The organism is Streptomyces sp. AV19 (assembly GCF_015999245.1).
Taxonomy (GTDB): domain Bacteria; phylum Actinomycetota; class Actinomycetes; order Streptomycetales; family Streptomycetaceae; genus Streptomyces.
This window is the reverse complement of record NZ_JAEAMR010000022.1, coordinates 433,481-454,808: the sequence shown is the minus strand read 5'-3', so window position 1 is coordinate 454,808 and position 21,328 is coordinate 433,481. Positions and strand designations below refer to the sequence as shown.

Annotated in this window: 16 protein-coding genes and 1 pseudogene; 10 read left to right on the top strand and 7 right to left on the bottom strand. The window is 71.9% G+C overall.

What is annotated here, in order from left to right:
- Nucleotides 1-10: 10 nt before the first annotated feature.
- The 9 genes and pseudogenes from I5Q34_RS30195 to I5Q34_RS30155 all read left to right on the top strand — a co-directional run bounded on the left by I5Q34_RS30195 (nt 11) and on the right by I5Q34_RS30155 (nt 12,293).
- Nucleotides 11-922, top strand: a complete 912-nt coding sequence (locus I5Q34_RS30195; protein ID WP_199895625.1) for a carbohydrate ABC transporter permease — start codon at nt 11-13, stop codon at nt 920-922.
- Nucleotides 923-992: 70 nt separating this feature from the next.
- Nucleotides 993-1,874: a carbohydrate ABC transporter permease gene (locus tag I5Q34_RS30190; RefSeq protein WP_199895624.1), complete on the top strand. Its 882-nt coding sequence runs from the start codon at nt 993-995 to the stop codon at nt 1,872-1,874.
- Nucleotides 1,875-2,406: 532 nt separating this feature from the next.
- Nucleotides 2,407-3,606, top strand: coding sequence for an ROK family transcriptional regulator (locus tag I5Q34_RS30185; RefSeq protein WP_199896051.1), 1,200 nt, complete (start codon nt 2,407-2,409; stop codon nt 3,604-3,606).
- A 160-nt stretch (nt 3,607-3,766) separates the two neighbouring features.
- Nucleotides 3,767-4,873, top strand: a complete 1,107-nt coding sequence (locus I5Q34_RS30180; RefSeq protein WP_199895623.1) for a sugar ABC transporter substrate-binding protein — start codon at nt 3,767-3,769, stop codon at nt 4,871-4,873.
- A gap of 25 nt (nt 4,874-4,898) precedes the next feature.
- Nucleotides 4,899-5,678 carry an ATP-binding cassette domain-containing protein gene (locus I5Q34_RS30175; RefSeq protein WP_199895622.1) on the top strand — a complete coding sequence of 260 codons (780 nt, stop codon included), beginning with the start codon at nt 4,899-4,901 and terminating at the stop codon, nt 5,676-5,678.
- A complete protein-coding gene (locus tag I5Q34_RS30170; protein ID WP_199895621.1) occupies nt 5,675-6,940 on the top strand; it encodes a sugar ABC transporter permease in 1,266 nt (421 codons plus the stop codon). The genes I5Q34_RS30175 and I5Q34_RS30170 overlap by 4 nt, the downstream gene beginning before the upstream one ends.
- Nucleotides 6,941-7,479: 539 nt before the next feature.
- Nucleotides 7,480-9,377: pseudogene (locus I5Q34_RS30165) on the top strand (1-deoxy-D-xylulose-5-phosphate synthase).
- 178 nt (nt 9,378-9,555) lie between these two features.
- Nucleotides 9,556-11,070: an amino acid permease gene (locus tag I5Q34_RS30160; protein WP_199895620.1), complete on the top strand. Its 1,515-nt coding sequence runs from the start codon at nt 9,556-9,558 to the stop codon at nt 11,068-11,070.
- Between the two features lie 155 nt (nt 11,071-11,225).
- Complete coding sequence (locus I5Q34_RS30155; RefSeq protein ID WP_199895619.1) at nt 11,226-12,293, top strand: hypothetical protein; 1,068 nt, start codon at nt 11,226-11,228, stop codon at nt 12,291-12,293.
- Between the two features lie 167 nt (nt 12,294-12,460).
- Here the strand turns inward: I5Q34_RS30155 and I5Q34_RS30150 are convergent, their stop codons facing one another.
- The 5 genes from I5Q34_RS30150 to I5Q34_RS30130 all read right to left on the bottom strand — a co-directional run bounded on the left by I5Q34_RS30150 (nt 12,461) and on the right by I5Q34_RS30130 (nt 18,942).
- A complete protein-coding gene (locus tag I5Q34_RS30150; RefSeq protein WP_199895618.1) occupies nt 12,461-14,593 on the bottom strand; it encodes a 3-hydroxyacyl-CoA dehydrogenase NAD-binding domain-containing protein in 2,133 nt (710 codons plus the stop codon).
- A gap of 73 nt (nt 14,594-14,666) precedes the next feature.
- Nucleotides 14,667-15,881: an acetyl-CoA C-acyltransferase gene (locus I5Q34_RS30145; RefSeq protein ID WP_199895617.1), complete on the bottom strand. Its 1,215-nt coding sequence runs from the start codon at nt 15,879-15,881 to the stop codon at nt 14,667-14,669.
- Between the two features lie 192 nt (nt 15,882-16,073).
- Nucleotides 16,074-17,348, bottom strand: a complete 1,275-nt coding sequence (locus I5Q34_RS30140) for a ribonuclease D (protein ID WP_199895616.1) — start codon at nt 17,346-17,348, stop codon at nt 16,074-16,076.
- 75 nt (nt 17,349-17,423) lie between these two features.
- Nucleotides 17,424-18,083, bottom strand: coding sequence for a response regulator transcription factor (locus I5Q34_RS30135; protein WP_199895615.1), 660 nt, complete (start codon nt 18,081-18,083; stop codon nt 17,424-17,426).
- Nucleotides 18,084-18,279: 196 nt separating this feature from the next.
- Nucleotides 18,280-18,942 (bottom strand): DUF3000 domain-containing protein, encoded by a 663-nt coding sequence (locus tag I5Q34_RS30130; RefSeq protein ID WP_199895614.1) that lies wholly within the window; start codon nt 18,940-18,942, stop codon nt 18,280-18,282.
- 91 nt (nt 18,943-19,033) lie between these two features.
- Between I5Q34_RS30130 and hemE the strand changes: the two genes are divergently transcribed.
- Nucleotides 19,034-20,098: a uroporphyrinogen decarboxylase gene (gene hemE / locus I5Q34_RS30125; RefSeq protein WP_199895613.1), complete on the top strand. Its 1,065-nt coding sequence runs from the start codon at nt 19,034-19,036 to the stop codon at nt 20,096-20,098.
- Nucleotides 20,099-20,244: 146 nt separating this feature from the next.
- Here hemE and I5Q34_RS30120 read toward each other — a convergent pair whose 3' ends face one another.
- Nucleotides 20,245-20,673 (bottom strand): protocatechuate 3,4-dioxygenase subunit alpha, encoded by a 429-nt coding sequence (locus tag I5Q34_RS30120; RefSeq protein ID WP_199895612.1) that lies wholly within the window; start codon nt 20,671-20,673, stop codon nt 20,245-20,247.
- On the bottom strand, nt 20,670-21,311 hold the full coding sequence (locus I5Q34_RS30115; protein ID WP_199895611.1) for a protocatechuate 3,4-dioxygenase subunit beta: 642 nt from the start codon (nt 21,309-21,311) through the stop codon (nt 20,670-20,672). The genes I5Q34_RS30120 and I5Q34_RS30115 overlap by 4 nt, the downstream gene beginning before the upstream one ends.
- Nucleotides 21,312-21,328 lie beyond the last annotated feature (17 nt).

The following is a 21,328-nucleotide window of genomic DNA, read 5'->3' as shown; positions in this document are numbered from 1 at the left end:
GAACCGGTAGATGCAGCATGGTAAGTACCGTTTCATCGCAGGGTTCTTGTTGATCCCGCTGGCGGTGTACGGGGTCTTCGTCGTCTCGCCGTTCGTCCAGGCCATCTACTACTCGTTCACCGACTGGACCGGGCTGAGCTCGAAGTTCGGCATGACCGGGTTCAAGAACTACCAACGGCTGTGGGACGACGAGCTGTTCTGGAAGGCACTGGGACACAACCTCCTGCTGCTCCTGCTGCTGCCGCTGGTGACGCTGGGGCTCGGGCTGTTCTTCGCGTCCATGCTCAACGTCGGCGGCCGCCGCCGGAGGAACGCCGCGGTGGCGGGGGTGCGCGGCTCCGCCGTCTACAAGATCGTGTACTTCTTCCCCCAGGTCCTCTCCATCGCGATCGTCGCGCTGCTGTTCAAGTTCGCCTACAACCCCAACAGCGGTGCCCTGAACGCCTTCTTCGAGGCCGTCGGCCTGCCCTGGCGGCCCGACTGGCTGGGTGATCCGGACCTCGCGCTGTGGTGCGTCATGGCGGTGATGGTCTGGAGCAACATCGGCTTCTACGTCGTGCTGTTCTCCGCCGGCATGAGCTCGATCCCGAAGGACTTCTACGAGGCGGCCCTGCTGGACGGGGCCAACCGCTTCCAGACCTTCTTCCGCGTCACCCTGCCGCTGCTGTGGGACACGGTCCAGACCGGCTGGGTCTACATGGGGATCATGGCGCTCGACGGCTTCGCGGTCGTCCAGATCATGATGGACGGGCCCGGCCCCGACTACTCCACCGAACTGCTGACCTACTACCTCTACACCAAGGCGTTCAACGACGGACAGGCCGGATACGCGACCGCCCTCGGCGTCGCGCTGCTGATCGTCACCCTGCTCTTCGCCGGCGTCGTGATGAAGCTGGGCCGGCGCGAGCGGCTGGAGTTCTGATGCGGCGGAGTCCTGATGCGGCTGGAGTTCTGATGCCCGTAGCCCTGCACAACCACCTGGGGGTGGCACCGTGACCGCGCAAGCCGAGCCGTCGGACGTCGCACCGCAGGAGCGGGCGAAGACCGAGGGCGGAATCCTCAACGTCTTCTCCCACGGCATCCTCGTGATCTGGGGGCTGATGGTCACGCTGCCGCTGCTCTGGGCGGTGATGAGCGCCTTCAAGACCGACAAGGAGATCTTCACCTCGCCCTGGGCGCTGCCCGAGGCTCTGCATCTCGACGCCTGGGGCCGCGCCTGGTCCGAGGCGCACATGAGCCAGTACTTCCTCAACTCCATCGTGGTGGTGGCCGGTTCACTGGCCGGGACGATGCTGCTGGGGGCCATGGCCGCCTATGTGCTGGCCCGCTTCGAGTTCCCCGGCAACCGGCTGATCTACTTCCTGTTCGTCGGCGGGATGAGCTTCCCGATGATCCTCGCGCTGGTTCCGCTGTTCTTCGTGATGAAGAACATGAACCTGCTGAACACCTATCCCGGGCTGATCCTCGTCTACATCGCCTACTCGCTGCCGTTCACGGTCTTCTTCCTCACCGGCTTCTTCAGGACGCTGCCCACCTCGGTCGCCGAGGCGGCGCTGATCGACGGGGCGTCGCACACCCGGACCTTCTTCCAGGTGATGCTCCCCATGGCCAAGCCCGGCCTGATCAGCGTCGGCATCTTCAACTTCCTCGGCCAGTGGAACCAGTACCTGCTCCCGGCGGTGCTCAACATCGGGGACGAGGACAAGAAGCTCCTGCCCCAGGGGCTGGTGGCACTCGCGGCGAGCCAGCGGTACAAGGGGGACTGGTCGGGGCTGTTCGCGGGGCTGGTGATGGCGATGCTGCCGGTGCTGGCGGCGTACGTGGTCTTCCAGCGGCAGGTGCAGGCGGGGCTGACGGCGGGGGCGTTGAAGTAGGCGGTCCCGGGCTCGCCCCCCCCGGGGGGCGGCAACCGCGCTCCGCGCGGTTGTCCTCAAGCGCCGGACGGGCTGGGTGCCCCTCCCCGCCCTTTCACCGTTTCTCCCGGGGCTCCGCCCCCTCGACCCGGCATCGCGCTCCGCGCGGTGGTGGCGGGGCGGGGCCGAGCCCCGCGACAGGCGGGGGCTGCGCCCCCTGCACCCCCGAAGCACCCTCCGGGCGCTGTCCTCAAGCGCCGGACGGGCTGAACAGCGCGCCCACGCCCGGGATTCCGGGTGCGGGCACACTCTTCAGCCTGTCCGGCGCTTGAGGACAACCGCGCGGAGCGCAGTTCCGGGGGTGCAGCGGGCGGGGGGGCTACGCCCCGCCCCCCCCACCGCGCGGAGCGCGGTGCCGGGCAGAGGGGGCGGAGCCCCGGGAGAAACGGTGAAAGGGCGGGACCGGGGCACTCCCCCTCCCCCCACGCCCCCATGGCGCTTAGAGTTCATATGTTGTATGGATTCCGGGCCGACGAAGTAGGAGCGAATGAGCGTGGAGACTCCGGGGTCGCAGTCGTCGCTGCACCGGGCCAACCTGGAGCGGGTCGTACGCGCCGTACGCAGGGCGGGGGCCCTCACCCAGGCGGAGATCGCCCGGGCCACCGGCCTCTCCGCCGCCACCGTCTCCAACATCGTCCGGGAGCTGAAGGACACCGGCACGGTCGAGGTGACCCCCACCTCCTCCGGCGGCCGCCGGGCCCGCAGCGTCTCCCTGTCCGGCGACGCCGGAATCGTGATCGGCGTGGACTTCGGCCACACGCACCTGCGCGTCGCCATCGGCAACCTCGCCCACCGCGTCCTCGCCGAGGAGGCCGAGCCGCTCGACGTGGACGCCTCCGCGGCCCAGGGCCTGGCGCGGGCCGAGCACCTGGTCAAGTCGCTGATCGCCCGCGAGGGCATCGACCCGCGCAAGATCGTCGGCGTGGGCCTGGGCGTCCCCGGCCCGATCGACGTCGAGTCGGGGGTGCTCGGCTCGACGGCGATCCTGCCGGGCTGGGCCGGCACCAACCCGCGCGACGAGCTCGCCGCCCGCCTCGACGTACCGGTCCACGTCGACAACGACGCCAACCTCGGCGCGCTCGGCGAGCTGGTCTGGGGCGCCGGCCGGGGCGCCGCCGATCTGGCGTATATCAAGGTCGCCAGCGGCGTCGGCGCCGGGCTGGTGATCAACGGGCAGATCTACCGGGGCCCGGGCGGCACCGCCGGCGAGATCGGCCACATCACACTGGACGAGTCGGGCCCCGTCTGCCGCTGCGGCAACCGCGGCTGCCTGGAGACCTTCACCGCCCACCGCTACGTCCTGCCCCTGCTGCACTCGGCGCACGGCCCGGACCTGACCGCGCCGCGCATGGTCCGGCTCGCCCGCGACGGCGACGCGGGCTGCCGACGGGTGATCGCGGACGTCGGTCGGCACATCGGCAGCGGCGTCGCCAGCCTCTGCAACCTCCTCAACCCCAGCCGCATCGTGCTCGGCGGCGACCTCGCGGACGCGGGGGAGCTCGTCCTCGCACCGATCCGCGAGTCCGTCGGACGGTACGCGATCCCCAGCGCCGCGCGGCAGTTGGAGGTCGTGCCCGGGGCGCTGGGCGGCCGTGCCGAGGTGCTCGGCGCCCTGGCGCTCGTCCTCAGCGAGATGGGCGACTCCACCCTGCTCGACGGAACGGCCGCCGGGGACACGCCCGGGGCGGTCTGACGCCCGTCCGCCCGCGCGGAGCACATCAGTTGAGTTCACGCAGGTAACGCATGGCATCGTTGCCATCTCGTTAAGGGTTTACTTCTTGACGCTCCTTGACCGGCCGAGTTGACTGCCGCTCACCTCGGCCGCAACGGCGCGGCCATGTCAGGGAGGTACCGTGAACACGCATCTGCGCCGCGCCGCGCTGGTCGTGGCGGCCGTCTCGACGGCCGTCGGCCTCGCCGCCTGCGGCAAGGCCAAGGAAGCCGGCGGCGGTGACCACAAGAAGGACACCAAGGGCCCGCTGACCGTCGGCCTGCTGCTGCCCGAGAACCAGACCGCCCGCTACGAGCGCTTCGACAAGCCGCTGATCGAGAAGAAGATCAAGGAACTGGCGGGCACCGGTGCCACCGTCCTCTACGAGAACGCCAAGCAGGACGCCTCGCTCCAGCAGCAGCAGGTCGACACCATGATCACGAAGAAGGTCGACGTGCTGATCGTCGACGCCGTGGACGCCAAGTCGATAGCGAGCTCGGTCAAGAAGGCCGACGACAAGGGCATTCCCGTCGTCGCCTACGACCGCCTGGCCGAAGGGCCGGTGAAGGCCTACACCTCGGTGGACAACGAGCGGGTCGGCAGGATCCAGGGCGAGTCCCTGCTCAAGGAGCTCGGCGACAAGGCGTCCAAGGGCGAGATCGTCATGATGAACGGCTCGGTCACCGACCCCAACGCCAAGATGTACAAGGACGGCGCCCACTCCGTCCTCGACGGCAAGGTGAAGATCGGCAAGGAGTACGACACCAAGGAGTGGAAGCCGGAGAACGCCAACGAGAACATGAAGGGCGCCGTCTCCTCGCTGGGCAAGGACCGGATCGTCGGCGTCTACTCCGCCAACGACGGCATGGCGGGCGGCATCATCACTGCCCTCAAGAGCGCCGGCTTCGACCCGCTGCCGCCCGTCACCGGCCAGGACGCCGAACTCTCCGCCGTCCAGCGGATCCTCGCGGGCGAGCAGTTCATGAGCGTCTACAAGCCGTACCGGCCGGAGGCGGACGCGGCGGCCACGCTGGCGGTGCACCTCGCCCGGGGCAAGAAGCTCGACAACGTTGCCAAGAGCACGGTGGACAGCGGCACCGAGAAGAAGATCCCCGCGATCATCGTCGACCCCCTCGCCCTGACCAAGGCCGACATCGCCAAGTACGTCGGCAAACCGGGCTTCTTCACCCTCGACGAGATCTGCACCGCCAGGTACAAGACGGAGTGCGACAAGGCCGGCCTCAAGTAGGCGCACGGCGAAGGAGTTGATCCACATGTCCGCTGCGCCCGTACTGGCGTTGCGCGGGATCTCCAAGCGGTTCGGTGCCGTGCAGGCGCTCGCCGACGTCGACCTGGAGATCCGTTCCGGCGAGGTGGTCGCCCTGGTCGGCGACAACGGCGCCGGCAAGTCCACCCTCGTCAAGACCATCGCGGGCGTCGGCCCGGCGGACGACGGCGCCATCGAATGGGAGGGCCGCCGCGTCACCATCGACCGCCCGCACACCGCCCAGGAGCTCGGCATCGCGACCGTCTACCAGGACCTCGCGCTCTGCGACAACCTCGACGTCGTCGGCAACCTCTTCCTCGGCCGCGAGATCGCCCGCGCCGGGGTGCTCGACGAGGTCGAGATGGAGCGGCGCGCCCGCGAGCTGCTCGCCACCCTCTCCATCCGGATCCCCAGCGTCCGGATCCCGGTCGCCTCGCTCTCCGGCGGCCAGCGGCAGACCGTCGCCATCGCCCGCTCGCTGCTCGGCGAGCCCAAGGTCGTCATCCTCGACGAACCCACCGCGGCGCTCGGCGTCGAGCAGACCGCGCAGGTCCTCGACCTCGTGGAGCGCCTGCGCGAACGCGGCCTCGGAGTGATCCTCATCAGCCACAACATGGCCGACGTGAAGGCCGTCGCCGACCGGGTCGCCGTCCTGCGCCTCGGCCGCAACAACGGCGTCTTCGAGGTGCGCGCCACCACCCAGGAAGAGATCGTCTCCGCCATCACCGGAGCCACCGACAACGCTGTCACCCGCCGCAAGGCACGCACCGCGGAGGACCGGACGTGACCACAGACCTGCCGAAGACCGCCCCCGACGAACCGGCCGCCGTCCCCCCGGCCGACCCCCGGCTCCTCGTCCGCGAGGAGGGCTTCACCGGCTACTGGAGCGAGTTCACCCGCAGGCTGCGCAGCGGCGAGCTGGGCTCGCTGCCCGTCGTCGTCGGCCTGGTCGTCATCTGCCTGGTCTTCCAGCTCCAGGACACGGCCTTCCTCGGCCCGGAGAACCTCTCCAACCTCTTCGTCACCGCCGCGGGCACCGGGCTCATCGCCGTCGGCATCGTCTTCGTGCTGATCCTCGGGGAGATCGACCTCTCCGTCGGCTCGGTCAGCGGACTGGCGGCCGCGGTCTTCGCCGTGCTCAACGTGAACCGGGGCATGCCGGAGTGGCTGGCGCTGCTCCTGGCGCTGCTCACGGGCACCCTCGCCGGAGTGCTCCACGGCTTCTTCTTCGCCCGCGTCGGCGTGCCCGCGTTCGTCGTCACGCTCGCCGGGCTGCTCGGCTGGAACGGCCTGATGCTCCAGGTGCTGGGCTCCAACGGCACCATCAACCTGGACGACTCCGGGCTGGTCGCCGCCCTGACCAACCACTACTTCGAGGACATCGCCTGGGCGAACGGGCTGGCGACCGCGACCGTCGCCGGCTACTTCCTCGTCTCCTGGCGCGACGGCCGCCGCCGGACGGCCGCGGGGGTGCCGGCCCGCCCGCTCACCGAAACGCTCCTGCGGACGGCGGTCCTCGCGGTGCCCGCCTACGCCGCGGCCTGGCTCTTCAACCAGTACAAGGGCCTCCCGCTGGCCGTGGTGATCTTCCTGGGCGTCGTGGTCGCCCTGGACCTGGTGCTGCGCCGCACCGGCTACGGCCGCAGGGTCTTCGCCCTGGGCGGCAGCGTCGAGGCGGCCCGGCGCGCGGGCATCGACGTCGCGGCGGTACGGATCTCCGTCTTCGCCCTCTCCGGGACGACGGCGGCGCTGGGCGGGATGTTCCTGGCCTCGCAGATCAACGCGGCGAACCAGTCGTCGGGGGCGGGCAGCCTGCTGATGAACGCGATCGCGGCGGCGGTCATCGGCGGCACGAGCCTGTTCGGGGGCCGGGGCAAGACGTGGTCCGCGCTGCTGGGCGTGCTGGTGATCCAGTCGATCGCGTCGGGCATGGCCCTGCTGGGCATCGCCTCCGCCGTCCAGTACATGATCACGGGCGCTGTGCTGCTGGCGGCGGTCGTGATCGACTCGGTGTCGCGCCGCACGCAGCGCACGGCGGGGCGGGCGTAGGGGTTCGTTCTCCCCGCCCCGCCCTTTCACCGTTTCTTCCGGGGCTCCGCCCAGGGGCGGGCGCGGCTGCGCCGCGCGGGGAGCGGGGGCTTTCGCCCCCTGCGCCCCTTCCGGGGCTGCGCCCCGGACCCCGTTGTCGCGGCTTCGCCGCTCGTCCTCAAACGCCGGACGGGCTGATTCAGCCCGTCTGGGGGCACCCCTCTGGGGGAGTTTGAGGACAGCGCCCGAAGGGCGCTTCAGGGGTCCAGGGGGCGTAGCCCCCGGTCAACGCGGCGAAGCCGCGTTGCGAGCCCGGGGCGCAGCCCCCGCTCCCCCGCGCGGCGCAGCCGCGCCCGCCCCCGGGCGGAGCCCGGGAGAAACGGCGAAAGGGCGGGACCGGGGCACAGCCCTCCCACCCCCACCCCGGCCCACGGCGCCGTTCAGGTGACATACGTCGCATCACCCGTTCACCGCCACCACGGGCGGAAGATTAAACTCGACCGGCAATGCCCGAACGGCAACGCCCGACCGGCAAAGCCCGACAGCTAAAGGAGGCACGGGTGGCCCTGCTGACCCGCATCAGGGGACCGCGCGATCTGGACCGGCTGAGCCCCGAGCAGCTCGGGCGGCTCGCCGCGGAGATCCGCACCTTCCTCGTCGACGCAGTCGCCAAGACCGGCGGACACCTGGGACCCAACCTCGGTGTCGTCGAGCTCACCATCGCCCTGCACCGTGTCTTCGACTCGCCCAAGGACCGGGTCCTCTTCGACACCGGGCACCAGTCGTACGTCCACAAGCTGCTCACCGGCCGCCAGGACTTCTCGAGGCTGCGCGCCAAGGACGGCCTGTCGGGCTACCCGTCGCGCGCCGAGTCCGAGCACGACGTCATCGAGAACAGTCACGCCTCCACCGTCCTCGGCTGGGCCGACGGCCTGGCCAAGGCCAACCAGGTCCTGGGGAAGCAGGACCACGTCGTCGCCGTCATCGGCGACGGCGCCCTCACCGGCGGCATGGCCTGGGAGGCGCTCAACAACATCGCCGTCGCCAAGGACCGCCCGCTCGTCATCGTCGTCAACGACAACGAGCGCTCCTACGCGCCCACCATCGGCGGCCTCGCCAACCACCTGGCCACCCTGCGCACCACCGACGGCTACGAGCGCTTCCTGGCCCGCGGCAAGGACCTGCTGGAGCGCACCCCGGTCGTCGGCAGGCCGCTCTACGAGACGCTGCACGGCGCCAAGAAGGGCCTCAAGGACTTCATCGCCCCGCAGGGCATGTTCGAGGACCTGGGCCTGAAGTACGTCGGCCCGATCGACGGCCACGACATCGAGGCCCTGGAGTCCGCGCTCCAGCGCGCCAAGCGCTTCGGCGGCCCGGTGATCGTCCACTGCCTGACCGAGAAGGGCCGCGGCTACAAGCCGGCCGAGCAGCACGAGGGCGACCGCTTCCACGGCATCGGCGTCATCCACCCCGACACCGGCCTGCCCGTCGCCGCCTCCGGCGCCAGCTGGACCTCCGTCTTCGGCGACGAGATGGTGAAGCTCGGCCGCGAGCGCGAGGACGTCGTGGCCATCACCGCGGCCATGATGCAGCCGGTGGGCCTCGGCAAGTTCGCCGAGGAGTTCCCCGACCGCGTCTACGACGTGGGCATCGCCGAGCAGCACGCCGCCACCTCCGCGGCCGGCCTGGCGACCGGCGGCCTGCACCCGGTCTTCGCCGTCTACGCGACCTTCCTCAACCGGGCCTTCGACCAGGTCCTGATGGACGTGGCCACAACGGCATGTGGGACATGTCGATCCTCCAGGTCGTCCCCGGCCTGCGGATCGCCGCCCCGCGCGACGCCGACCAGGTGCGCGCCCAGCTCCGCGAGGCCGTCGAGGTCGCGGACGCGCCGACCGTCGTGCGCTACTCCAAGGGCACGGTCGGCCCGGCCGTCGAGGCCGTGGGCCGGGTCGGCGGCATGGACGTCCTGCGCCGCCCCGCCGAGGGCACCGTCCCCCATAGCCTTAAGGGCATGGGAGGTACCCCCATGCCCGACGTCCTCATCGTCTCCGTCGGCGCGCTGGCACCCATGTGCCTGGAGATCGCCGGCCTCCTCGACAAACAGGGCATCTCCTCCACCGTCGTGGACCCGCGCTGGGTCAAGCCGGTCGACGAGGCCCTGCCCGGCCTCGCCGCGCGGCACCGCGTCGTCGTCACCGTCGAGGACAACGGCCGTGTGGGCGGCGTCGGTTCGGCCGTCGCCCAGGCGCTGCGCGACGCGGGCGTGGACCTGCCGCTGCGCGACTTCGGCATCCCGCCGCGCTTCCTCGACCACGCCTCCCGCAAGGAGGTCATGGCCGAGATCGGGCTGACCGCCCCGGACATCGCCCGTCAGGTGACCGGGCTGGTCGCCAGGCTGGACGGGGGCGCCGTGGTCGCCGAGGAGGGCGAGCCCGCCGAGGCCGTCGCCGACTGACCCGCACTTGACCCGGCGAAGGGCCGGTCGGACCATCATTCCGGGTGGTCCGGCCGGCCCTCGCGCATAGCGGAGCCTGCCCTCCATCGGGTGAACCACGCAGCAGGGAGGCTGTGCTCCCCGGCCCGGGCCCGCATCATCGCGGACACTCGCAAGCCGAGCCGGTGGAGGTGGGCCGATGAGCACGGAGCAACCGACCCGGAACGACCGCGGCAGGAGCGGTATGTTCCGGACGAAGACGGTGGAGCAGTCCATCCGGGACACCGAAGAGCCGGAGCACGTCCTCAAGAAGTCGCTCTCCGCCCTCGACCTGACCGTCTTCGGCGTCGGCGTCGTCATCGGCACCGGCATCTTCGTCCTCACCGGGAAGGTCGCCAAGGAGAGCGCCGGCCCCTCGGTGGCCCTCGCGTTCGTCCTGGCCGGCATCGTGTGCGGGCTCGCGGCGCTGTGCTACGCGGAGTTCGCCTCGACGGTGCCGGTGGCCGGGTCCGCGTACACCTTCTCGTACGCCTCGCTCGGCGAACTGCCCGCCTGGATCATCGGCTGGGACCTGATCCTCGAACTCGCCCTGGGCTGCGCCGTCGTCGCCGTCGGCTGGTCCGGCTACATCCGCTCGTTGCTGGACACCGCCGGCTGGCACCTGCCGCAGGCCCTCTCCGGGCCGCACGGCGGCCACTTCGGCTTCGACATCCTGGCCTGCGTCCTGGTCCTGGCGCTGACCGTGATCCTGGTCGCCGGCATGAAGCTGTCCTCCCGGGTGACCTCGGTCGTCGTCGGGGTGAAGGTCACCGTCGTGCTCATCGTGATCATCGCCGGTGCCTTCCTCATCAGCGGCGCCAACTACGAGCCGTTCATCCCGCCCGCGCAGGGCAGTAAGGGCGGCAGCGGGCTGGCCGCGCCGCTGGTCCAGCTGATGTTCGGCTTCACGCCCTCCCACTTCGGCGTCATGGGCATCTTCTCGGCCGCCGCCGTCGTCTTCTTCGCGTTCATCGGCTTCGACATCGTCGCCACCGCCGCGGAGGAGACCCACAACCCCCAGCGCGACGTGCCGCGCGGCATCCTCGGCTCGCTCGCCATCTGCACCGCGCTGTACGTGGCCGTGTCCGTCGTCGTCACCGGCATGCAGAAGTACAGCAAGCTGTCCGTGGACGCGCCCCTCGCGGACGCCTTCAAGGACCGGGGCCACCCCTTCTGGGCCGGGCTCATCAGCTTCGGCGCGGCGGTCGGCCTGACCTCCGTGTGCATGATCCTGCTGCTCGGACAGAGCCGGGTGTTCTTCGCCATGAGCCGCGACGGCCTGCTGCCGCGGGTCTTCTCCACCGTCCACCCCCGCTTCGGCACGCCCTACCGCTCCACCGTGCTGCTGGGGGTCGTCGTCGCCGTCGTCGCGGGCTTCACCTCCATCGACGTGCTGGCCGAACTGGTCAACATCGGGACGCTGTTCGCGTTCGTCGTCGTCGCGCTGGGCGTCGTCCTGCTGCGCCGCGCCCGGCCGGACCTGCCGCGGGCCTTCCGCACCCCGTTCGTACCGTACGTGCCGCTGCTGTCGGTGCTGGCGTCGCTGTGGCTGATGCTCAATCTGCCGGCCGAGACGTGGCTGAGGTTCGCCGCCTGGATGGTGCTGGGCGTCCTCGTCTACTTCGTCTACGGGCGGCGGCACAGCCGGGTGTCGGCGGAGGCGGAGAAGGCGTAGCGCGGCGGCGCGCCGGGGGATATGCGCGATTTCGCACGGTGATTTCGGGCCGGAATTCCGCGTCCCGCCGAATGTTATTGTCGGGGGTCGGAAAACGCAGGTGAAGCGGCTCCGCACCACGCGGAATTGGGGCAACGAGAGGCTGGCGGCGAGTCATGGCACGGACGGCCACCCCCACCACCGGATGGCTGCTGCGGGGACAGGACGGCCGCCTGACGGCCTACGCGCCGGCCGCGAACGGACTGCTGCGGTGGACCGAGACCCGGCCCGGCGGGCCGGAGTGGACCGGGCCCGAACACCTCGTCGTGCCGGGCCTGGAGCCGCACCTGTCGCTGTGCCGGACGGAGCGCGGCTACGTCTACCTGTTCGGCGTCCGCACCCGCGTGACGGACGACGGCCGCACGGAGACGGACGTGGTCTACGCGACCCAGTTCCAGCCCGGCCGCGCGCTGACGCCCTGGCGGTCGATCGGCACCCCCTACGGCCAGGACCGCGACCGCGCGGCGCAGATCGGCGCCCCGGCCGCCGTCGTCGACAAGCACGGGCCGAACGTCTTCATACGCAACGCCGGCGGCGGCGTCTGCGGGCGGCGCCAGGACGCCAAGGGCGTCTGGGGGCCGTGGCTCGACATGAAGGGCAGCAACGTCCTCGACGCGCTCTGCGCCGCCGCGACGGAGGACGGACGCGCGGAACTGCTCGCGCTCTCCGGCGAGACGGTCCAGAGCTGGGCCCAGGACGAGCCCGGCGGCCCGCTGCGGCGGGTGCGCAACATTCCGGCCAAGGCGCTGTCGGGCACGGGCTCGTGCTTCGCGGCCGGGCCCGGGCGCGTCACGCACTTCTGGCGCGACGCGGCGGAGCGCGCGCTGCACACGCACACGCACGAGGGGACGGAACCGGGCGTCCCGGTGTCCCTCGGCGCGTACGAGGACGACGGCGACGGCCCCGTCGCCGCCGTCCGCACGACGGTCGACGGCCACGACTGCACCGTCCTCGCCCAGCGGACGGCCTCCGGCCTGCCGGCGGTGGCGGCGTACCCGACCGGGGACGAGGCGGCGGGGGTCTTCTGGTCGAAGACGGGCGAAGTGTGCGCGGGCGCACCGGCGTTGGCGCTGGACGCCCATGGCCGCGTGGTGCTGGCGGCGTTCGCCCCGGACGGCGGCCTGTGCGTGACCCGCCAGAAGGACGAGTCGGGCCTGGCACTGGGCCGCTGGGTGCGGGTCTAGAAATCAGCCCGTCCGGCGTTTGAGGACGAACGCGGCGCAGCCGCGTTGCCCCCGCGCGGAGCGCGAAGAAACGGTGAAAGGGCGGGGCAGGGGCAAAAACTTCCCCCACGACGGTGCTGGGCCGCGCAGGACAACCCCGCGCGGCCCAGCACCGTGTAACCAGGCGGCTACGCCGCCGGCACGCTCGCCACCCCCGGCGCGAGGAACCGCTTCCCGTTCACCCGCTCCGAGACACCCTCCCGGTCCAGGTACGGCGTGATCCCGCCCAGGTGGAACGGCCAGCCCGCCCCCGTGATCAGGCACAGGTCGATGTCCTGCGCCTCGGCGACGACGCCCTCGTCCAGCATGATGCCGATCTCCCGCGCCACCGCGTCCAGGACGCGGGTGCGCACCTGCTCCTCCGTCAGGACGACGTCGCCCTGCTTCAGCAGCGCCACGACCTCGGGGTCGAGCTCCGGCTTCCCGGAGTCGTACACGTAGAAGCCCCGCTTGCCCGCCTTGACGACCGCGGCCAGGTTCTCCGAGACCGTGAAGCGGTCGGGGAACGCGGCGGCCAGGGTCTCCGAGACGTGCAGACCGATCGCCGGGCCCACCAGCTCCAGCAGCACCAGCGGCGACATCGGCAGCCCGAGCGGCTCGACGGCCTTCTCGGCGGTGGCCACCGGGGTGCCCTCGTCGATGACGTTCTGGATCTCGCCCAGGAAGCGGGTGAGGATGCGGTTGACGACGAACGCCGGGGCGTCCTTCACCAGCACCGCGGTCTTCTTCAGCTTCTTGGCGACGCCGAACGCGGTGGCCAGCGCCGCGTCGTCGGTCCGCTCGCCGCGCACGATCTCCAGCAGCGGCAGGACCGCGACCGGGTTGAAGAAGTGGAAGCCCACGACCCGCTCGGGGTGCTTGAGCTTCGACGCCATCTCGGAGACCGACAGCGACGAGGTGTTGGTGGCCAGGACGGCGTGCTCCGGCACGACCGCCTCGACCTCGGCGAAGACCTGCTGCTTGACGCCCATCTCCTCGAAGACGGCCTCGATGACGAAGTCCGCGTCGCCGAAGGCGGCGGCCTTGTCGAGGGAGCCCGTCACCGCGGCCTTGAGGCGGTTGGCCTTGTCTTGGTTGATGCGGCCCTTGCCGAGCAGCTTGTCGATCTCGCCGTGGACGTAGGCCACGCCCTTGTCGACGCGCTCCTGGTCGATGTCGGTCAGCACGACCGGCACCTCCAGGCGGCGCAGGAAGAGCAGCGCCAGCTGCGAGGCCATCAGGCCGGCGCCGACGACGCCCACCTTGTTGACCGGGCGGGCCAGCGACTTGTCCGGGGCGCCGGCCGGCCGCTTGCCGCGCTTCTGCACCAGGTTGAACGCGTAGATGCCGCTGCGCAGTTCGCCGCCCATGATGAGGTCGGCGAGCGCCTGGTCCTCGGCGTCGAAGCCCTGGCGCAGGTCGCCGTTCTTCGCCGCGGAGATGATGTCCAGCGCGCGGTACGCGGCCGGGGCCGCGCCGTGCACCTTGGAGTCGGCGATGAACCGGCCGCGCTCGACGGCCTGGTCCCACGCCTCGCCACGGTCCACCTCGGGCCGGCTGACCTGGGTCTCGCCGGTGAGCACGGAGGCGGTCCAGCCCAGCGACTGCTCCAGGAAGTCGGCGCCCTCGAAGATCGCGTCGGCGATGCCGAGCTCGAAGACCTGCTTGCCCTTCAGCTGGCGGTTCTGGTTCAGCGAGTTCTCGATGATCACCGAGACCGCGCGGTCCGCGCCGATGAGGTTCGGCAGCAGGGCGCAGCCGCCCCAGCCGGGGACGAGGCCGAGGAAGACCTCGGGCAGCGAGAACGCCGGGATCGCCTTGGACACCGTGCGGTAGGTGCAGTGCAGACCGACCTCGACGCCGCCGCCCATGGCCGCGCCGTTGTAGTACGCGAAGGTCGGCACGGCCAGCGCCGCCAGCCGCTTGAAGACGTCGTGGCCGCCCTTGCCGATGGCGAGAGCGTCCTCGTGGCGCTTGAGCAGCTCGACGCCCTTGAGGTCGGCGCCGACCGCGAAGATGAACGGCTTGCCGGTGACGCCGACGCCGACGATCTTCCCGTCCTTGGCCTCCGCCTCGACCTGGTCGATGGCGGTGCTCAGGTTGGCCAGCGACTGCGGGCCGAAGGTGGTCGGCTTGGTGTGGTCCAGGCCGTTGTCCAGCGTGATGAGCGCGAACGTGCCCGCGCCCCGCGGGAGTTCGAGGTGGCGGACGTGCGCCTGGGTGACGACCTCGTCCGGGAACAGCTCGGCCGCGCCCTTCAGAAGCTCAGCGGTGGTGCTCATGCGACTACCTCGCTCCGCTCGGCCGTGCATGCGCACGGTGCGCACCTTTCAATGGTTCGCTCGCTGCGCTCGCTCACTTGCCCTCCCAGTGGGGGTTCTCCCAGATGACCGTGCCGCCCATGCCGAAGCCGACGCACATGCTGGTGATGCCGTAGCGGACGTGCGGCTGCTCCTCGAACTGCCGGGCCAGCTGCGTCATCAGGCGGACGCCGGAGGAGGCCAGCGGGTGGCCGAAGGCGATCGCGCCGCCGTACTGGTTGACGCGCGGGTCGTCGTCGGCGATGCCGTAGTGGTCCAGGAGCGAGAGCACCTGCACCGCGAAGGCCTCGTTGATCTCGAACAGACCGATGTCGTCGATGGTCAGGCCCGCCTTGGCGAGCGCCTTCTCGGTGGCCGGCACCGGGCCGATGCCCATGACCTCCGGCTCCACGCCCGCGAAGGCGTAGGCGACCAGCCGCATCTTGACCGGCAGGCCCAGCTCGCGCGCCACGTCCTCGGCGGCGATCAGCGAGGCGGTCGCGCCGTCGTTGAGACCGGCGGCGTTGCCCGCGGTCACCCGGCCGTGCGGACGGAACGGGGTCTTGAGCGACTCCAGGCCCGCCAGCGTGGTGCCCGGGCGCATCGGCTCGTCGGCGGTGGCCAGGCCCCAGCCGGTCTCACCGGCCTCCGGGTTGGTGCGGCGCACGGAGACCGGCACGAGGTCGGCCTGGATCCTGCCGTCGGCGTAGGCCTTGGCGGCCTTCTCCTGGCTGCGGACGGCGTACTCGTCGGCGCGCCGCTTGGTGATGTGCGGCAGGCGGTCGTGCAGGTTCTCCGCCGTCATGCCCATGAACAGGGCGGACTCGTCGACCAGCTTCTCCGAGACGAAGCGCGGGTTGGGGTCCACGCCCTCGCCCATCGGGTGCCGGCCCATGTGCTCGACGCCGCCCGCGACGGCGAGGTCGTACGCACCGAAGGCGACGCCGCCGGCGACGCTGGTGACGGCGGTCATCGCACCGGCGCACATGCGGTCGATCGAGAAGCCGGGGACCGACTGCGGGAGGCCCGCGAGGATGCCGGCGGTACGGCCCAGCGTCAGGCCCTGGTCGCCGATCTGGGTCGTCGCGGCGATGGCCACCTCGTCGATCCGGGCCGGGTCCAGGTCCGGGTTGCGGCGCAGCAGCTCCCGGATGCACTTGACGACCAGGTCGTCGGCGCGGGTCTCGTGGTAGATGCCCTTCGGGCCCGCCTTGCCGAACGGGGTGCGGACGCCGTCGACGAAAACGACGTCCCTAGCGGTACGAGGCACGTTGGCTCTCCTCCAGGTGCGGATCGCTGCGCCGGCATGCCGGATTCGGGTACGCCACGGCGCGGGGCTCACCGTCATGCTACTTGCGGGTAACCACGCTGCACAGCCCCCTCGGCCGGAGCGTCGAAGGTCACACCGGAACGCGAACGGCCCCGGCCCGCCACAGGGGCGGACCGGGGCCGTGAAGGATCCTCAGGCGGCCGACGACAACGCCGTCACCAGCACCGGCGTCACCTGCTCGACCTGCCAGGGCCGGGCGCCGTGCGAGGTCAGGACCTCGGCGACCGACTCCGGCGACGGGTCCCCCGGCGGCTCCCAGCACAGCCGGCGCACGGTGTCCGGCGTGATCAGGTTCTCCTGGGGCATCGTCAGCCGCTCGGCCAGCTCCGACACCGCGGTGCGCGCCGCCGACAGCCGCGCGGCGGCGACCGGGTCCTTGTCGGCCCAGGCGCGCGGCGGGGGCGGCCCGGTCAACGGCTGGCCCGGCTGCGGCAGTTCGGCCTCCGGCACCGCGCGGGCCCGGTCGATCGCCGCCTGCCACTGCTCCAGCTGACGCCGGCCCATCCGGGCCCCGAAGCCCGGCAGCGCGGCCAGGGCGCCCGCGTTCGCCGGCATGTTCAGCGCGGCCTCGATGATCGCGCCGTCGCCCAGCACCTTGCCCGGCGACACATCACGCCGCTGCGCCACCCGGTCGCGCGCGGTCCACAGCTCGCGCACCACGGCCATCTGCCGCCGCCGGCGGACCTTGTGCATCCCGGAGGTGCGCCGCCAGGGGTCCTTGCGCGGCGGGGCGGGCGGCGCGGCGACGATGGCCGCGAACTCCTGCCGCGCCCACTCCAGCTTGCCCTGCCGGTCGAGCTCCTCCTCCAGCGCGTCGCGCAGGTCGACGAGCAGCTCCACGTCGAGCGCGGCGTAGCGCAGCCAGGGCTCGGGCAGCGGGCGGGTGGACCAGTCGACGGCGGAGTGGCCCTTCTCCAGGGCGTAGCCGAGGACGTTCTCCACCATCGCGCCCAGACCCACGCGGGCGAAGCCGGCGAGCCGCCCGGCCAGCTCGGTGTCGAAGAGCCGGGTCGGGGTCATCCCTATCTCGCGCAGGCACGGCAGGTCCTGGGTGGCGGCGTGCAGCACCCACTCGGCGTCGCCGACGGCCGCGCCCAGCGCGGACAGGTCCGGGCAGCCGACCGGGTCGATCAGGGCCGAGCCGGCCCCCTCCCGGCGCAGCTGGACGAGGTAGGCGCGCTGGCCGTAGCGGTAGCCCGAGGCGCGCTCGGCGTCGACGGCCACCGGGCCGCGGCCCGCGGCGAAGGCCCGGACGACGGCGGCCAGGGCCTCGTCGTCCGCGACGACCGGGGGGATGCCCTCACGCGGCTCCAACAGGGGGATCGGCGCCGGGACGACGTCGTCCGGGGGGCCGCCCCCGGTGGTTCGCAGTGGATGGTCTGCTGCGGTGTCTTGGGCGTCGGTCACCGGTCAAGGGTATCCGGGGATGACGGAAGCCCGCCGACGGAACGTTCCGCCGACGGGCGAGAGAGGGGAATCGGGTCAGTGGATGATGCCGGTGCGCAGGGCCACGGCGACCATTCCGGCCCGGTCACCGGTGCCGAGCTTGCGGGCGATCCGGGCGAGGTGGCTCTTGACGGTGAGGGCGGACAGTCCCATCGAGACGCCGATGGCCTTGTTCGACTGGCCCTCCGCAACCAGCCGCAGGACCTCGACCTCACGGCCGGACAGTTCGCGGTAGCCGCCGGGGTGGCCCGGCGCGCCGGGCGGGCGGCGCTGCATCCGCGCGGCGGCGGAGCCGATGGGCGAGAGCCCCGGGCGGCCCGGGACACCGAGGTTGGTACGGGTTCCGGTGACCACATAGCCTTTGACGCCGCCCGCGAGGGCGTTGCGCACGGCGCCGATGTCGTCGGCGGCGGAGAGGGCGAGCCCGTTGGGCCAGCCGGCGGCGCGGGTCTCGGACAACAGGGTCAGTCCGGAGCCGTCGGGAAGGTGGACGTCGGCGACGCAGATGTCGCGCGGGTTGCCGATGCGGGGCCGGGCCTCGGCGATGGACGACGCCTCGATCACGTCCCGTACGCCCAGCGCCCACAGGTGGCGGGTGACGGTGGAACGGACTCGGGGGTCGGCGACGACGACCATGGCGGTCGGTTTCGTCGGGCGGTAGGCGAGGCTCGCAGGTTGCTCGAGGAGAACGGACACCAGGCCTCCAGGGGGAGTGGCGGGGACGGGTGCCGACTTTTGGGTAAGCCGGGGCGATCCGTATGGGAAGGGTCACAAGCTCCTTCGGCAGTCGAACCGCCCGGCTTTAGGGAATGATCACGAATTGGTGAGTAACAATTCGGGCAATTCAGGCCATGGTGTGAGTCCGTATCAGTCATCGGGCCCGGCGGACCGGTCAGCGGCTCTGCGGCCCCCGCCGCTGCGGCAGCGTCACGACACCGGCCTCCGGCGCGCCCCCCGGCGGCAGTCCGGCGATCTGGCAGAGCAGGTCGCACCAGGCCGCCAGGTGGGCCGCGGTGTCCGGCACGGTCCGCTCGCCGCCGGCCGCGGGCCCGCCCGGCTCGATCGGCGACCAGGACGCCCGGATCTCGATCTGGGTCGACGGCGGCCGCTCCCGCAGCCCCCCGAAGTAGTGCGAACCCGCCCGCGTCACCGTGCCGCTCGGCGCCGCGTACGGCACCCGGCGCGCCTCCAGCGCCCCCGTCAGCCAGGACCAGCAGACCTCCGGCAGCAGGGGGTCCTGCGCCATCTCCTCCTCCAGGTCGGCGTGGACCAGCGTCACCAGCCGGAAGGTGCCGCCCCACGCCTCGTGCCCCGCCGGATCGTGCAGCAGGATCAGCCGACCGTCCGCCAACTCCTCGTCGTCCACCACGACCGCCGCCTCCAGCGCGTACGAGAAGGGGGCGAGCCGCTGGGGTGGCGGGGTCGCGTCGAGTTCGATCTCGGGCCGCAGGAGTACCCCCTGCAACCCGGCGACCGCCTGCCGGAAGACGGACGGGGAGCCCTCCCCACCCACGTCGTCCGGACCGTCCGAGTGGTGTCCGTGCGCCGCAGCCATGCCCGGAAGACTAGGCGGAACGACCCGCGGTTCCGGGTAGGGACACCCACATGCGCGGGTCACTCGTTCGGCCCGTGCGAAGATTTGGGACATGAGTGAGCGCAGCCAGCAACAGACGGGCCGCACCGCGGCGTACGATTCGGCCTTCCTGCGCGCCTGCCGGCGCGAACCGGTACCGCACACGCCGGTCTGGTTCATGCGGCAGGCGGGCCGCTCGCTCCCGGAGTACCGCAAGGTGCGCGAGGGCATCCCGATGCTCGAGTCCTGCATGCGGCCCGAGCTCGTCACCGAGATCACCCTGCAGCCGGTCCGCCGGCACGGCGTCGACGCCGCCATCTTCTTCAGCGACATCGTCGTCCCGCTCAAGGCCATCGGCATCGACCTCGACATCAAGCCCGGCGTCGGGCCCGTCGTCGAGAACCCGATCCGCAGCCGGGCCGACCTGGAGCGGTTGCGGCCGCTGTCGGGCGACGACGTCCCGTACGTGACCGAGGCCGTCCGCCTGCTCACCGCCGAGCTCGGCGCCACGCCGCTCATCGGCTTCGCCGGCGCGCCCTTCACCCTGGCCAGCTATCTGATCGAGGGCGGGCCCTCGCGCAACCACGAGCGCACCAAGGCGCTCATGTACGGCGACCCGGAGCTCTGGGCCGGCCTGCTCGACCGGCTCGCGGACATCACCGCCGCGTTCCTGAAGGTGCAGATCGAGGCGGGCGTCTCCGCGGTGCAGCTCTTCGACTCCTGGGTCGGCGCCCTCGCCCCCGCCGACTACCGGCGCCACGTGATGCCGGCCTCCGCCAAGGTCTTCGACGCGGTCGCCGGGTACGGCGTGCCGCGCATCCACTTCGGCGTGGGCACGGGCGAACTGCTCGGCCTCATGGGCGAGGCGGGCGCGGACGTCGTCGGCGCGGACTGGCGGGTGCCGCTGGACGAGGCGGCGCGGCGGGTCGGACCCGGCAAGGCGATCCAGGGGAACCTGGATCCCGCTGTCCTCTTCGCGCCGCGCGAGGCGGTGGAGGAGAAGGCGGCCGCCGTGCTGTCGGCCGCGGCCGGGCTGGAGGGTCACGTCTTCAACCTGGGGCACGGGGTGCTGCCGGCGACGGATCCGGATGCGTTGACGCGGCTGGTGGAGTTCGTGCACGAGCGGTCCGCTCGGTAAGGGGTTTTCTCCCCGCCCCGCCCTTTCACCGTTTCCGCAGCTATTTCAGCCGTCCGGCGTTTGAGGACGAACGCGGCGCAGCCGCGTTGCCCTGCGCGGAGCGCGCGAGAAACGGTGAAAGGGCGGGGCCGGGGCGTGATTCCCCGTCAGAAGGCCAGGAAGACCGTTTCGTTGTCGCCGCTCAGGCGGATGTCGAAGCGGTGTGCCGACGGGCCGGGTGCCGCCCGTAGCATCGCGCGGCGGGTCGGCGGGAGGGCCGACAGGAGCGGATCGTCCGGTGGGTCCGCGAAGTAGGCGCGGGTGAACAGGGGGCGGGGCAGGCCCCGTGCGTGGACGCATACCGCGAGGTATGGAGGGGCGAGGGGCAGGGGCACACGCGCCGCGTAACCGCCGTCGTCGTCCGTCGCGACGCGGACGAACGGCGGCCAGAACTCGAGGAGCGCGTCCGGGACGCCCGTTCCGTCCCCGTCCAGGACGCGGCCGCGCAGGGTCACCGCTCCCGAGCCGCCCAGCGGGCGCAGCGCCGGGCCGAAGTACGGGCCGATCGTCTGGGGCGGCGTAGGCGGCGTCGTCATCGCGTCCCCTCCGTCCACGTCGCGCGCGGGCCGTCCAGGACCACGTCCCAGCGGTAGCCCAGTGCCGGGTCGTGGGCGGCGATCAGGCGCCTCCGCGCGGCGGGGTCGTGGACGGCGTGATGGATGCCGTCGCGGGCCAGGAGCGGGTCGCCGGGGAAGTACATCTGGGTCACCAGGCGTTGGGCGAAGGCCGTGCCGAAGAGGGAGAAGTGGATGTGGGCCGGGCGCCACGAGGTGTCCACCGGGTAGGCGCCGGGGCGGATCGTGGTGAAGCGGTAGCGGCCCTCGTCGTCGGTGAGGCAGCGGCCGGTCCCGGTGAAGTCCGGGTCCGGCGGGGCGGGGTTCCGGTCGGCGGGGTGGGCGTATCTGCCCGCCGCGTTGGCCTGCCATATCTCGATCAGCTGGCCGCGCACGGGCCGGCCTCGGCGGTCGAGTATCCGGCCGGAGACGGTGATGCGTTCGCCCCGTGGCTCCCCGGCGTGCTGCCGGGTCAGGTCGTGGTCCAGGGGGCCCACCGCGGCCGGTCCGAAGACCGGGCCGGTCAGTTCCGCCGCCTCCGGGCCGGAGGGGAGGAGCACGGGCGGGTGCTGCGGCTGCCGTCGGGGGATTCCGGAGTACGGAACGTAGGGAACCGTCATGGGCTGTGCCTACCCCT